The organism is Burkholderia sp. 9779_493 (assembly GCF_015712215.1).
GTDB classification, from domain to species: domain Bacteria; phylum Pseudomonadota; class Gammaproteobacteria; order Burkholderiales; family Burkholderiaceae; genus Burkholderia; species Burkholderia cenocepacia.
On the sequence record NZ_JACCQA010000045.1, the window covers coordinates 1 to 14,387 of the forward strand.

The 14,387-nt window shown below is 64.5% G+C and carries 13 protein-coding genes; 3 read left to right on the forward strand and 10 right to left on the reverse strand.

Features of this window, described 5'->3' with window-relative positions:
- Nucleotides 1-82: 82 nt before the first annotated feature.
- From H0X95_RS36230 to H0X95_RS31380, 10 genes are all read right to left on the reverse strand, one after another.
- On the reverse strand, nt 83-211 hold the full coding sequence (locus H0X95_RS36230) for a hypothetical protein (protein WP_269060594.1): 129 nt from the start codon (nt 209-211) through the stop codon (nt 83-85).
- Between the two features lie 18 nt (nt 212-229).
- Entirely contained in the window at nt 230-1,222 is a 993-nt protein-coding gene (locus H0X95_RS31340) for a type II secretion system F family protein (protein WP_059723727.1), read from the reverse strand.
- 4 nt (nt 1,223-1,226) lie between these two features.
- Nucleotides 1,227-2,219, reverse strand: coding sequence for a type II secretion system F family protein (locus H0X95_RS31345; RefSeq protein WP_077056277.1), 993 nt, complete (start codon nt 2,217-2,219; stop codon nt 1,227-1,229).
- The gene (locus H0X95_RS31350; protein ID WP_059723731.1) at nt 2,212-3,585 is read right to left on the reverse strand and encodes a CpaF family protein; all 1,374 of its coding nucleotides are present in this window, start codon (nt 3,583-3,585) and stop codon (nt 2,212-2,214) included. Before H0X95_RS31350 ends, H0X95_RS31345 begins: the two co-directional genes overlap by 8 nt.
- Nucleotides 3,586-3,588: 3 nt before the next feature.
- Entirely contained in the window at nt 3,589-4,863 is a 1,275-nt protein-coding gene (locus tag H0X95_RS31355) for a fimbrial protein (RefSeq protein WP_059723733.1), read from the reverse strand.
- Between the two features lie 60 nt (nt 4,864-4,923).
- Entirely contained in the window at nt 4,924-6,255 is a 1,332-nt protein-coding gene (locus H0X95_RS31360; RefSeq protein ID WP_059723781.1) for a type II and III secretion system protein family protein, read from the reverse strand.
- Between the two features lie 65 nt (nt 6,256-6,320).
- Entirely contained in the window at nt 6,321-7,250 is a 930-nt protein-coding gene (gene cpaB / locus H0X95_RS31365; protein ID WP_062884566.1) for a Flp pilus assembly protein CpaB, read from the reverse strand.
- Between the two features lie 92 nt (nt 7,251-7,342).
- Entirely contained in the window at nt 7,343-7,789 is a 447-nt protein-coding gene (locus H0X95_RS31370; RefSeq protein ID WP_059723737.1) for a TadE/TadG family type IV pilus assembly protein, read from the reverse strand.
- Complete coding sequence (locus H0X95_RS31375; protein ID WP_059723739.1) at nt 7,786-8,286, reverse strand: A24 family peptidase; 501 nt, start codon at nt 8,284-8,286, stop codon at nt 7,786-7,788. The genes H0X95_RS31370 and H0X95_RS31375 overlap by 4 nt, the downstream gene beginning before the upstream one ends.
- A gap of 97 nt (nt 8,287-8,383) precedes the next feature.
- Entirely contained in the window at nt 8,384-8,599 is a 216-nt protein-coding gene (locus H0X95_RS31380; RefSeq protein WP_059723740.1) for a Flp family type IVb pilin, read from the reverse strand.
- 678 nt (nt 8,600-9,277) lie between these two features.
- Here H0X95_RS31380 and H0X95_RS31385 point away from each other — a divergent pair.
- The 3 genes from H0X95_RS31385 (at nt 9,278) to H0X95_RS31395 (ending at nt 14,252) form a co-directional block, all read left to right on the forward strand.
- Entirely contained in the window at nt 9,278-11,035 is a 1,758-nt protein-coding gene (locus tag H0X95_RS31385; protein WP_196446339.1) for a collagen-like triple helix repeat-containing protein, read from the forward strand.
- Between the two features lie 40 nt (nt 11,036-11,075).
- Nucleotides 11,076-12,422: a collagen-like triple helix repeat-containing protein gene (locus tag H0X95_RS31390; protein WP_062884568.1), complete on the forward strand. Its 1,347-nt coding sequence runs from the start codon at nt 11,076-11,078 to the stop codon at nt 12,420-12,422.
- A 144-nt stretch (nt 12,423-12,566) separates the two neighbouring features.
- Entirely contained in the window at nt 12,567-14,252 is a 1,686-nt protein-coding gene (locus H0X95_RS31395; protein ID WP_006495336.1) for a ShlB/FhaC/HecB family hemolysin secretion/activation protein, read from the forward strand.
- The last annotated feature ends 135 nt before the right edge of the window (nt 14,253-14,387 follow it).

Sequence of the window (14,387 nt, forward strand, 5' to 3'; positions counted from 1 at the left end):
GGCAACTCAGGCAGCGGCCCGCGGGCCGCTGCCTGACGCGCTACGGTTTGTCTTTTCTTCTTCATCGGCATATCCATGGCTTTTACACCTCATGATATGCCCCGCCCACAAAATGACGGATAGGTCCGCTTTCCTTGGTTGCGCATGCGCCGAGCATCAACACCGCCGCCAGCATGCCTGCCCGGGTCACCGCTTCGTCGATTCGCTTCATCGTCTGTCCTTCCGTCCTTCAATGCTGCGACGACAACGCACGCATCACCGCCAGCATGCCGGGCCCCGCCGTCACGATCAGCAGAGCGGGCAACAGCGTCAACACCATTACGCCCGTCATCTTTACCGTCAATCTACCGATCCGTTCGCGCAGCATCGCACGACGCGTCTCGCGCAAACGGTCCCCGAACTGTTTGAGCGGTTCCTGGACCGCACCGCCATGCTTGTCGACCTGAATCATCAATCGCACGATCGCGCGCAAATCCTCGTTGTCGAATCCACTGGACAGCCGTTGCAGCGACTGCTCGCGCGTACGGCCCGCGGCGAACTGACGCTGCGCGATTCCCACTTCCGACGACAAGACCGGCAGCATCCCGCGAAAATCGTTCGTCACGACTTGCAGGCTCTGATCGAGCGACAGGCCGACGCCTTGCAGTAAACGCAACATGTCGACGAGCAGCGGCAGTTCATCGACGACGCTCTGTCGCCGCGATGCTGCACGGCGCTGCACATAAAGTTTCGGCAGCATGAAACCCAACCCCAAGGCGATGCACAAACCGACCATCCAGATACTGCCTTTCATGCGCCCGCTCGCGCAGATCGCGAACAGCAGCGGCAACGCGATCCCGCACGCGACACGCGCACTCAGAAACAGCCCTCGCGTGCGTGCATCGACATATCCGCATTGCTCCAGCAGACGGCGGTCTTCCTCCGCGACCGCGTATTTTCCGAATCCGGTGTCCAGCCAGCGCATGCCTGCCACCGACAAGCGATCGAGCCAATGTTCGACACGTTGCCCGCCGCGCACCTTGGCTTTCGCCGGCACATCGCCATCCTGCGCGGGCCGCGCTTTCGCCGCCTCGAGTGCAGCCATGCGCCGATCCAACGCATCGACCAACGCTCGTTCGGCACGCGCCGCGGCATTCGCACGCAACATCGCAACCATACCGAGCAGCAGCACCCCAAGCGCGCCCACGGCCAATGCAATCGCTCCGATTTGAGTTGCTGTCATAGTGTCACCTGAGCCGAGCCATTCGATACAGCCATATGCTGCCTATCACTTGAGCCAGGAACGCGATCATGAGCAGCGATCGCCCGCTCGGATCTCCCCACATCCCGTACAGATACTTCGGATTGGTCATCACGACAAAGCTCCCGATTGCGATCGGCAGCATGACGAGGACGAATGCGGACAACCGTGTCTCCGACGACATCGCGGTCAATTCACGCTCGGCCTGTTCGAGGTCGCGCATGAATACGGCCATCCGCTCGAGCATCACATCCGCGCGACCACCGTACTTGACCGACAAGCGCAGCACCGAGCCGACGAGCTCGAACTCTTCGGTCCGGTAGATCTTCGCGATGTGCATCATGGCGCGGTCGATCTCGATACCGCCGCGCAGCATCCGCGACACGACGTCGAGACAGCCGCGCAGCGGCTCCTCGGTCGTCAGCAACGCGGACTGGAAAGCAGCCGGCACGCTATTGCCCAGCGTCACGAGACGCACGATCCCGTCGAGAAACGACGGGATCTGCCGAACGATCTTCAACCGGCGCCGTTGAATTCGCGACGCGAGCCAGACGCCGAGTATCGCGCTTCCGCACATGATTGCCGCGAAACACGCCAGCATACCGCCGCGACTACCCGCGACGACCGCAACCGCGACGAGCACTCCAAGCGCGACGAGCGCCTTGCCGCGCGCATCGTCGATCCCCGCGCGACTCGCAAGATTGGACAGATATTCGGAAGCGGTCGTATACCAGTGCGCCCAGAAAGCATCGGACGATATCGTTCGTGCTGCACCCGGTTGCTGCGCGGCACGCACGGCACCAGCGGCCTGCGCACGTGCCCCCTGTGCGGCGACGCGTGCCCCCGGCTCGAGCCGGCTGTCGATGAAGCGCTTTGCGTCGGTCCGTACGCGCCGGGTCTCCGCATGACGCCACAGCATCATCGCAGCCGCGACGCACAGCATCGCGATCGCCAGCACCCATACCATCGCGCTATACATTGAAGCCTCCGCCTCCGCGGCCAAACCCGCCACCGCCAAAGCCTCCGCCACCGAATCCGCCATCGCCGAACCCACCGCTCGTCAGCGTCTGACGGAAGCGCGCGAGCTTCGGTGAATGCGGATGAATGCCCAGGGTTTCCCAGTGATCGACTTCCTCGCCCTCCGGTGTCACACGCGCTTCGTAACGGTAAAGCTCCTGGGTCGCGATGATGTTGTCGGACAGCCCGGTCACTTCGGTGATCGACAGAATCCGGCGCCGCCCGTTCGACAGGCGTCCGATCTGCACGATGAAGTCGATGGCGTTCGCGATCTGCCGGCGCAGGCTCGACTCGGTGCCCTGGAAACCTGCAAAGCCGGCAAGCATCTCGAGACGGTACAGACACTCGCGCGGCGAACTCGCATGCACGGTGCCCATCGAGCCGTCGTGACCCGTGTTCATGGCCTGCAGCATTTCCAGCACCTCGCCGCCGCGCACTTCGCCGACGATGATCCGGTCCGGACGCATCCGCAACGTATTGCGCAGCAAGTCGCGAATCGACACGACGCCGGTACCGTCGAACCCGCCCGGTCGGCTCTCGAGCCGCACGACGTGCGGGTGGTTCAGCGACAACTCAGCCGTATCCTCGATCGTCACGACACGCTCGATCTCCGGAATATGGAAGGCGAGCGCGTTGAGCAGCGACGTCTTGCCGGAACTCGTACCGCCCGACACGAGAATGTTGCAGCGCGCCTCGACTGCTGCCTGAAGCAACGTGTTGATCTCTTCGTTGAACGTCCCGTTGCCGAGCAGATCGGCTGGCTTGAGCGGATCCTTGCGGAATTTCCGGATCGACACGACCGGGCCGTCGATCGACAGTGGCTCGATCACCACGTTCACGCGGCCGCCGTCGGGCAGCCGTGCATCGACCATCGGATTCGACTCGTCGAGACGGCGACCGATCGGCGCGAGGATCCGCCGCACGATCCGCAACAGGTGCGCGTTATCGGTGAAGCGTACCGGCAGCTTGGCAAGGATCCCGTGACGCGACACGTACACGTCGTTGTAGCCGTTGATCAGGATGTCCTCGACCGCCGGGTCCGCGAGCAGATCCTCGATCGGTCCGAAACCCGCGAGTTCCTTCGTCAGCGCCTCCGCGATCGTCCGTACTTCGTTCTCGTTGAGCGGAATGCGACGCAGACGCACGAAGCTGTCGATCTCGAGATCGACGAACTGGTTGATCGCCTGGCGGGACCATCTGCCGAATTCGGCGCCCAATTCTTCGATGCGCGTCAACAAATGTTCGTGCGCGGCATTCTTGATGTCGTGGAATTGCTGCGTCTGGGAGAACGGCGCTGCGCCGTCGGCAAATTGAATGTCGTGTGCCATCGCTTACGACCGCTTGGACGAGGGTTGAATGAAACGCTTCAGCGCGGACAGGCCAGGCGCCGGACGCGGTGCAGCCGGACGAATCGACACACCTGGCAACCGCGCGGCGAGCGATTCGAGCGCGCGCACGTACGGGTCGCGCTCCGCCATATCGACGATGAGCCGGCCCTGGTTCGCCGCATGGCCGATCACGACGCGGCGCGAGGGCAACGTGCCGGCCAGCGACAGCCCTAGGCGCTCCGCAATCTGTGCGGGCGTCAGATCGAGTGCAGGGTCGTACTGGTTGACGACGAGCCGTATGCGGTCCGTCTCGACACCCGCATCGCGCAGCCCGGTGAGCAGATCGGCCGCCGACACGATCGACGCGACGCCCTGGTCGCAGACGAGCCACGCTTCATCAGCCGAACTCGTGACCTGTGCAACGAATTCGCGGTTCGAAAAACCGCCGAGGTCGACGATCTGCTGATCGAAGAATGCACGAAACCGGTTCAGCAAACCGGCACACGACGCGTACGACACGTCGCGCAGCCCGCCGAGATCCGGCGGCAGCGTTGTCAATGCGACGCCGCTCTCATGCCGGGTCAACGCGGTATTCACGAAGGTGCGGTCGATGCGGCGCAGATTGTGAACCGCATCGATGAAATGGAATTCACAGCGGGTATTCAGGAACAGCGCGCCATCGCCTGCCGGCAACCCGAGGTCGACGAGCGCGGTCTGACGACCAGCCGGCGTCCCACCGTTCGGCACGCCGCCCCCCTCCGGACCCACCGCGCGCCTCTGCAACCATACGGCCAGATTCGCCGCGAGCGTGCTCACCCCCATTCCTGCGCGCGCGCCGAGCAATGCAACCAGCTTGCCGTGGCGGCTCGCCGGCTCGCCAACGTTAGTCAACAACCCGCGCGTCGTGCGCAACGCATCTTCCGCCGGTGCCGACACGTCGATGAAATCGCGGACGCCAGCGCGCAATGCAGCGAGCGTGCTCTCAGGCTGTGCGAGCGAACCCAGCGCGACAATCGGCAGCCCCGGATGCGTGGCGCGAATCGCAGCCGCAGCAATGCTCGCCGCCGCACTGCCGTCGGAGAAATCGATGAAGACGAGCGCGGGATTGAGGCCCGTAATGCGCTGCGCCAGCATACCCGGTTCAAGCGACGCGGCCTCGACCGCGCCGGCCGATACGAGCGTATCGGCCAGCCAGCGGACATGCGCCTCATGCTGCGACGCACACACGAAATAGTCGGTCACGGCGGGTTCACACAATGATTGAATTCGCGCATTCATGTCGGACACCCCCGATTACACAAGGCGTGGCGATGCATCGCAAGCCGCGAGACATTGCACTCATTTCGAAAATCCGGGAGCAGCGTCCGGCGAAGCGGCTCCGCCCAAATACGATTTCCAGACCGGCCCGTCGCGCTGCTCGGACAACTCGCCAGGCGTCGCGGGCAACACTGCGCCCTTCGCGATCGGCGCGACGAGATGCGGCGTCACGATGATCAGCAGTTCCTTGTCGTTCTGCTGATAGCTCAGATTCTTGAAGAACGTCCCGATGATCGGCAGATCGCCGAGCAGCGGCACCTTGCTCACGTTAGACATCGTCTGGCGATCGATCAGGCCACCAATCACGAAGCTCTCCCCATCGCCCAGCTCGACGGTCGTGTCCGCCCGGCGCGTCGTAATGCCGGGCACCGCAACGCCGCTGATCGTCACGCTGTTCACGAAGTCGAGCTGACTCGATTCCGGTGCGACCTTCAGTGCAATCCGGCTCGGACTCAGGACCGTCGGCGTCAATGAGAGTCCGACACCGTATTGCTTCCACTGGATCGCCGTCGAACCGAGTCCCTGCGGCGATGGCACCGGAATCTCGCCGCCCGCGAGGAAACTTGCGCTCTGCCCGGACAGCGCGACCAGTGTGGGCTCCGCCAGCACGCGTGCCAGGTTGTTCGCCTCCAGCAGAGACAGGTCGGCAAAGATGCCGCGTCCGGCCGCGTTCACGACCAGGTTGAATGCGGACGCGACTGGCGATCCGAGCGTCGGAACGTATCCGCCGGTCCCCGGGCCCGAACCGCCGCTGTAAGACTGCACGCCTCCCGGCGAAAACGATCCGAACGAAAAACCGTTGCTTTGCTTGAAGAAATTGAACCCGACCTGCTTGAGCACCGAACGGCTGAATTCGACGACCCGCACGTCGACTTGCACGACACTCTTGCCGGGAACCGTCGAGCGGTCGATCACGGCGCCCTTTACGCTCATGTTCTTGCCGACCGCGGCCGCCCGCGCATGCGCCTCGAGCGACGCTGCCGAGCCTTGCAGCACCGCCGTGCCGCCGTATGCATTCACGCGCGGCGCAGCGCCGTCGAGCACGGCTTGCGCGGCCGCGTCGACCACCTCGACGTTCCAGATCGTTGGTTCATCGCGGCCGCGCTCCCACAGCATCACGTTGGTTGCGCCGGGAGCCTTCGCAGTAAGCAGCACGGAACCCGAGCGGCTGCCCTTCATGATCAGCACGTCGGCAATTGCCGGATCGCCGACCGCGACGCGCTGCAGGGTGCGGCCCGCCGAAATCTGCCGTTGTGCGCCGACCGCGAGCTCGATCGTAGCGCTCGCGCTCGCGAACGAGGTGAAAGTCATGGTGCAGATGGCAATCGCGAATGCAATCAGTGTGTTTTTCATCGTTTGGTAGACCGTCGCGCGGCCCTTTGCTTGTCGTCGCTGATATCGATGGCCGTCGACCTGGTTCAATAGGCAACCGTTTCCGACCGGCCGCCGCGAATCACTTCGATACTGCCGCCGCCCCCGCTTGGCCGCACCGGCGGCGGCAAATGCGACGGCAACGGAGGCACGTTCGCGCTGGCTACCGGCGTTCTCGGTGTGCCAGACAGTTGTTGCAGCGAGACGCCTGCCGCGGCCAACGCCGACGGCGACAGTTTGTTGTCGGTACGCACCGCAACCGTCTGTAGCGCAAGCTCCTCGTCACGCGGATTACGCAATGCAAAGGTCAGCCGGCCGCTCGCCTCGCCGAGCGTCAGCGCATCGACCTGCGCGGTCGGCACCGCGAGCACCGCGATGCGGGCGCCGGTCGGCTGCCCGTTACCACCGTTGTTGTTGCCGCTGTCGCGCTCGGCGGTCGCATCGCCGAACGACAGCACCCGAACCTTCGATAACAGAAGCCGCGCCTGGGTCTGCGAAACCTCGCCGTCGAGCATCGTGGTGCCGACTTCACGTTTCAGGTTCAGGAACACGTCGACGAAATTTCCGGGCCGCAGCCGGTTACCGACCGCGTTCGTTTCGTCGACGCGAACCGCAACCGCACGCTCGCCAGGCTGCACGTCCTCGGCAAGCCCCGACACCAGGGCATCTGCAACGACCGGAGTCGAGGCTGGAACGTCACGAATCGGCATGCGGCCAACAAGCAGGGCCGGATCGTTGAACGCGCCTGCCGGCGCCGGCACCGTCGTTGGTTGAACCTTCAGCGCATCGGCCGGAATCGGCTGCCCCCCGGGCAAAGTACGCGTTGCAATCACAATCGGCACGGCAGTTACCGCCGTCATCGGCTGTGCCGGCGGGGGACTTGATGCGCTGCGTCCGAGCACCCATGCATAGATTCCGAGCAGAACGGCGATCGCAATCAGCAGCCCCGCAATGATCTTCGTTAAGTTGTTGGCCATGTTGTCGTATGGATGCCGGAATAAAAATCCAATGAGTTTCTTCTTGTTGCGCGATTTGCGTGTGACAGGTCTATCGCGTCATGATGCCCAACTCACAGCATGGACTGCGGGATTTGCACCACTGCCGTACCGGTCAGCGGTTTGGTGATGATCGCCCCAAGGAATGGCATGATCGTCATCCAGCTATCTGGCGTATAGCTCACCGTAACTGTCAGGCAATACAACAACGGCGTAGGCGTGCTGTTGTAGTTGCATTGCTGAGCCACCACGTTGGGCGGACTGCTGTTCAGCCAGCCGAGGACGTTCTGCGTAGTTGTTTTTGCGTTCGCGACGCGTGTCGTGAGATTCGGTGCGTAGCTCAATCCTGCGCGTGCCCCCTCGCTAGCAGCCAATGTCAAGCTTTGCTGAATGACGAAAATCATCCCGAAACTCAGGATCGCGTAAAAAATCACGAAGAACAGCGGAAACACGATCGCGAACTCCACCGCTGTCGCTCCACGTTGCCGTTGCCGTCCCCGACACGCGCTCTGTCGTTTCATCGCACGCCCCCTGTTGCGATCAGATAGATCAACCATGCAGCAGCCGGTACCGCGAGGCATGCGGCATAGGGCGTCGCCCGATATCTGCCAAGTATCAGCGTCGGTCGGCGCTGCCGCCACAGCCCCCCCAACAACGTGCGCGACAGCAGCATCAGTGCGAGCGCGTGCAGCCCTGCAGCCAGACTGGCAGCCACCCAGAGCCAAAGTAGCGCGTGCGCACCGCACCAGATACCGAGCACAGCGAAAATTTTCACGTCTGCTGCGCCCATGACGCGCAGAAGAAAAAATGGTATCAGTCCGATCAGGCCGACCAGCATGCCGACCACTGCTTGATGCACCGAAATACCAAATGGACTCGCGGCCACGCACGCGGCGCCGAGCCCACCGACTAATCCGGCCACGACAAGCACGTTCGAAATACGGCGGAGACGAATATCGCTGACCACGACCAAAGCCGCCCAGGCCAGAAATATCCCGCTAGAAATGAGATGTCCCATCACACCACGACCCGCAGCAGATGCAAGGGCGGGCGGATTACCGAGGCAGTCCGCCCGCTACTACGCCACGACGACTTCCACGAACGAAGAAGTCAACTTAGGCCGCATTTCCGCGAATCGCGTTGGCAGAACAGTTTGTAGCGGAAGGAGTGGACACGCAGGTGCCAAGATTCGTGAACATGGTACCGAGACTGCTACCGATGTTCGTCACCCCGGCGACGATCGCGACAGCGATCAGACCCGCGATCAGCCCGTACTCGATCGCGGTAACCCCGTCGTTTTCCTTAAGGAAACGCTTGATGATTGCTTTCATTTTATTCCTCGTGCCTGTATTTACGTTTTCTGGCCTTTTATACGTATACGTCCCCGCATATCTGGCCGTTTGCCCCAACCGTTCGCCACATCTGCTGTAACGACAACCGGGTGCGCTTTCTTTATAGGTCGCCCCGAAGGGCCTTGCTCACGATTTGATGCAAGTTAACATTCGCGATAGCGCTCCTCCTCGAACGTAGTGTACCGAACCGTACATTTCCTTACATCTGCTCCGGATTCTATATCCGATCCTATTTAAGTTCCAACCTCTTTTAACCACTCTGACGGAAAAAAAATGACCAGGAGCACAACGTATTTGTACGGCGTTTCGGTACGACTTACACATAGGATTTACGATAGGTTAGATGTGCACACCTAATCCACCAGTAAAACAATTGCCTCGTCCACCAAGCCTGCGCGGGCCCCACGTTACGCCGCACGCGTAACGCCAATGTTGTGACGTTACGTTACGAAACGGCCGAAACCGTTCTCATTCATCTGCACTTAAACAGATTCAACAATCTTTCAATTTCCGGAACTTCCTTTTCCGACAAGGAATTGCCTCGTTTAAAACCGGTTGTCGAACCGTCGAGCCTCGAAATGGCACGACAGTTGCAGAGTAGTCCTCGCACCACTCAACACAACGCAGTTCACAACACATTTTTAATGCGAGGACGAAATGGACATTAAGGTTATCCCTCATGGCGTGTTCCGGACGACTCTGATCGCGGCCACCGTTGCAGCCATGCTTTCCCTCTCCGCGTGCGGCGGCTCCGGCTCCATCAGCCAGGGTCTCGGCGGCGGCGGCTCGAGCTCCGGCGGCGGCGATACGATCTCCACGTCGGGCGGCAACGGCTCCAGCGGCACCTCGGGTACGAGCGGTACGTCCGGCACCAGCGGAACCTCAGGCACGAGCGGCACGTCCGGCACCAGCGGAACCTCGGGCACGAGCGGCACGTCCGGCACCAGCGGAACCTCGGGCACGAGCGGTACGTCCGGCACCTCCGGTGTGTCGGCGAACCCGGTGGGAAATGTCCTCGCACAAAGCAGCAACATCATCACGAATGCCGGCGACACCGTCTCCGGCCTCGGCTCCGTCATCGGCAGCCAGACGCTGCCGGGCGTCAATCCGGCCACCACGCAAGCCGCGGGCGGCATCGTGCAAAGCGTCGGCGGTGCGGTTACCGCACTCGGCAACGGCCTCGGCAGCGGGCTCGGCCAACTCGGCGCGACGAAGGATCCGGTCGGCACCACGGTCGCCAGCACCGGCGGCGTGGTGAATCAGCTCGGCGGCGCAGTCACGCAAACGGGCAACCTGGTCACGAGCCTCGGCAGCGGCCCGCTGTCACCGCTCGCACCGGTCACGGGCGCGGTCGGCGGCCTCGTCACGACGCTCGGCGGTGCCGTGTCGAACGGCGGCACCACGCTCACCAACGTGCTGTCGACCGGCCCGATCCAGCAGGTTACGCAGACGGTCAGCTCGGCCATCACGCCGATCACGACCATGGTCGGCCAGACGACCCAGACGATCGGCACCGCAACCGGCCTCGGCGCGCCGGTCAACACGCTGCTCGGCACGGTTGGCAACGGTCTGAACCAGGCTGGCGCCCTGCTCGCATCGACGGGCGGCAACCCGGTCACCACGGGCCTCGGCAACACCGTCTCGTCGACGGGCAACACCGTCAAGGCCGTCGGCGGCCTGCTCACGGGCGGCACCGGCGGCGTGACCAACCCGCTCGCCCCGCTCACGGGTCTCGTGTCGACGGTGACCGGCTCACTCGGCGGCGCAACGGGTGGCGGCAGCGGCCCGCTCGCCCCGGTCACGGGTCTCGTCTCGACGGTCACGGGCGCGCTCGGCGGCGCAGCCGGCGGCAGCGGCGGCCCGCTCGCGCCGGTCACCGGTCTCGTCTCGACGGTCACGGGTGCACTCGGCGGCGCAGCCGGCGGCAGCGGCGGTCCGCTCGCGCCGGTCACCGGTCTCGTCTCGACGGTCACGGGTGCGCTCGGCGGCGCAGCAGGTGGCAGCGGCGGCCCGCTCGCGCCGGTCACCGGTCTCGTCTCGACGGTCACGGGTGCACTCGGCGGCGCAGCAGGTGGCAGCGGCGGTCCGCTCGCGCCGGTCACGGGTCTCGTGTCGACGGTCACGGGCGCACTCGGCGGCGCAACGGGTGGCGCAGGCAGCGCAAATCCTCTGGCGCCCGTCACCGGTCTTCTCGGCGCAGTCACGGGCGCCCTCGGCGGCGCGACGGCTGGCGCAGGCGGCAGCAGCCCGCTCGCCCCGGTGACGAACGTCGTCTCCACGGTCACGAGCACGGTGGGCGTGCCGGCACTGAGCGGCGGCACGGGTGCCGTCACGAATTCGGGTCCGTCGTCGAATCCGCTGGCACCCGTCACGTCGCTGATCGGCGGCCTGCTCGGCGGCACGCACGGCAAGTAATCCGACATCCATTCATCGAAAAGACAGCGAGGAGTCCATCATGTCCCAGCAACGTTCCCTCCCGACGGTCGCCCTGCGCCATTGGCGCGCGCCCCTCACCGCCTTCGCCGCGGCGTGCCTGCTGGCCGCCTGCGGCGGTGGCGGCGTCAGCTCGCCGCCGACCAGCAGCAACGACAACAACAATCCGAGCACGAGCGGCACGTCCGGGACGAGCGGCACCAGCGGCTCGTCGACCGGCACCAAGGGTGTCATCAGCACGGTCGGCCAGACGGCCACCGACCTCGGCAGCACGGTCGGCAACATCAGCCTGCCGGGCCTCGGCGACGGCGTGCCGAAGGGTATCGGCAGCACGCTGTCCAGCACCGGCACGATCGTCGGTGCGGCAGCCGATGCGGTGAGCAACGGGCTGGGACAGATCGGTTCGACCAAGGACCCGGTCGGCACCACGGTGGCCGGTCTCGGCAACGTCGTCGGTGCGACCAGCAACACGGTGTCCGGCCTGAGCTCGACGGTCAAGGCGCTGGGCACGGGCCCGCTGGCCCCGCTCGCGCCGGTCACGACGCCGGTCGGCACCGTGCTCGACACGGTCGCCAACGGCCTGACGGCCGCCGGCACGACGATCGGCTCGACGCTGTCGTCGGGCGCCGTGCAGCAGGTCACGCAACCGATCAGCTCGGCGATCACGCCGCTCGTGATCACCGCCGGCCAAGTCACGCAGCAGGTCGGCACGACGACCGGCCTCGGCCAACCCGTCTCGGGCCTGCTCGGCCAGATCGGCGGCGCGATCAGCTCGGCTGGCAAGCAGGTCGGCGGCACGTCGAGCCAGCCGCTCGTCGGCGACGTCGGCCAGCTCGTGACGGCAGTCGGCAACACCGTGACCAACGCGGGCGGCCTCGTCAATCCGAACGGCCCGAATGGCGCGGCGCCGATCCCCGGCCTGATCACGAGCCTCGTCGGCGGCTCGACGGCAACCGTCCAGAACGGCTCGTCGTCAGGTTCCGGTTCGACGAACCCGCTCGGCGGCTTGTTGTCGGGTCTGGGCTCGACGCCGCTCGGCTCGCTCACGGGCGCGCTCGGTGGCGCAGCAGGCGGCAGCAGCGGCCCGCTCGCACCCGTCACGAATCTCGTGTCGACGGTCACGGGCACGCTCGGCGGCGCCACAGGTGGCGCAGGCAGTGCAAACCCTCTCGCGCCCGTCACCGGTTTGCTGAATACTGTCACCGGAGCAGTTGGCGGTGCGGCAGGGTCCGGGGGGGCGAGCCCGCTCGCGCCGGTCACGTCGCTGGTCGGCAGCGTGTCGGGTACGGCATCGTCGAGCAGCGGTTCGACGGGCCTGCTGGCACCGGTCACGGGGTTGCTGGGTACGCTGGGTAGCGTTGGCAAGTAAGGAGGACGGTCGCGTCATCGCAGCCGGAGCGAATGGCGCGGCCGTACAAACACAACCGGCATTGCGGCACGCGGCGCGCGACACCCCGGTGTCGCGCGCCGGCATTACAAAGAAGACGAAAAGCAAGGCCTACGAGGAAGAACAATGAAATCCAGACTCGACAGATGGATGATGCTGCTCGCCATCGCGGCAGCAGGTACGGCACAGGCACAAACGCGCGTCGGCGGTAACCCGCTCGACTCCCTTCCCCAGATCAACGCGCCGAAGACGGGCCCGAACGTCACCGTGCAGGTCGCGCCGCAGGCGCCGCAATTGCAGGAGCTGCTGTCGCGGCACCTGACGCCGAAGACGTTCCAGGTCGAAGGCGTGAAGTCGATACCGTTCGAAGAAATCACGCGCCGCTTCACACCGCTCGTCGGCAAGGACATCACGATCGGCGAACTGATCGAAACCGCCAACGGCGTGACGACGCTGTACCAGGAACGCGGCTACGCGCTGTCGTTCGCGTTCGTCCCCGCGCAAACGTTCGAGAACGGCGTCGTGCGCATCACGGTGGTCGAAGGCTATGTGTCGGACGTCAAGGTCACCGGCAAGCCCGGCGCGATGGAACCGAAGATTCGCGCGATTGCCGCGCACATCACGGCCGATCGCCCGCTGCGCCGCGCGACGTTCGAGCGTTACGTGAACACGTTCGGCCTGCTGCCCGGCCTCACGGTGAAGGCGAATGTCCCGCCGCCGCAGACCACCGACGGCGCGACGACGCTCGAGCTCGCGGTCGATCGCAAGCCGTTCAACGTCAGCACGGGTATCGACTTCAACCACCCCGGCGTGCAGGGCCTCATCACCGCGACCGAAAACGGCCTGACGCGGTTCGGCGAGCAGTTGAGCATCTCGGCGCTCGCGCCGCCGGGACGCGACAAGCAAACCTATTTCGCGTTCAGCGGCGCGGTGCCCGTCGGCAGCAGCGGCCTGATCACGCGCCTCGACGCCAGCACGTATCGCGGCAAGCCGACCGACAACCCGGGGTTGCCGTCGTACGTCGAGCGGACGGTCAAGAACGAAAAACTCGGTCTTTCGGCTTCCTATCCGTTGCTCTTGAACAACCAGCGCAGCCTGCTCGGCACCGTGTCGGGCTATGCGTCGCACAACGAGGACCGCTACCAGAACCAGATCAACGGTGCGAGTCTCGATACGCGCTCGCAGGTCCGCGTGCTGCAGATGCAGCTCGACTACACGAGCGTCCAGCCGAAACAGGTACAGAAGCTGAGCGTTAACGTCGCGAAAGGCTTCAACATCCTCGGCGCATCGAAAGCGCAGGACATCACCGTCGGCACGACCACGACCTCGGTGGACAGCCCGATCTCGCTGACCTTCGTGCGCACCGGCGCGACCTTCACGCAGACGAACGAATGGCCGTTCCGGATCGGCACGTCGGTCTCGCTGACCGGGCAATACAGTCCCGACTCGCTGCCGACGTCCGAACAGATCTCGTTCGGCTCGACCCGTTACGCGCTCGGCTACCAGCCGGGCGAGACATCGGGCGACTCGGGCTGGGGGATGTCGCTGGAGGTCAACCGCGGCTTCACGCCCGGCTGGACGTATCTGAAATCGATCACGCCGTACATCGCATACGACATGGCGCGCGTGTATCTGCACTCGGGCACGCCGTCGCCGAACCGCATGTCGTCGGTCGGCATCGGCGTGCGGCTCACGGACAGCCGTTACTACAGTCTCGACCTGAACGTCGCCAAACCGGTGGGCGACGCACCGGTCGAAAGCGCATCGCGCAGCCCACGGATCAATGCGGCGTTCTCCTATCAGCTCAACTGATCGGTCACCCAAGTCACGAAACAGCCCGCGTCACGCGGGCTGTTTCGATTAGAGTCCCCTCTATCAAACGTGGCGCGCGGTTTCACGTATTCTGGCGAAGCTCGCAACATGCCCGCCCCATGCAGACGGTCGTGC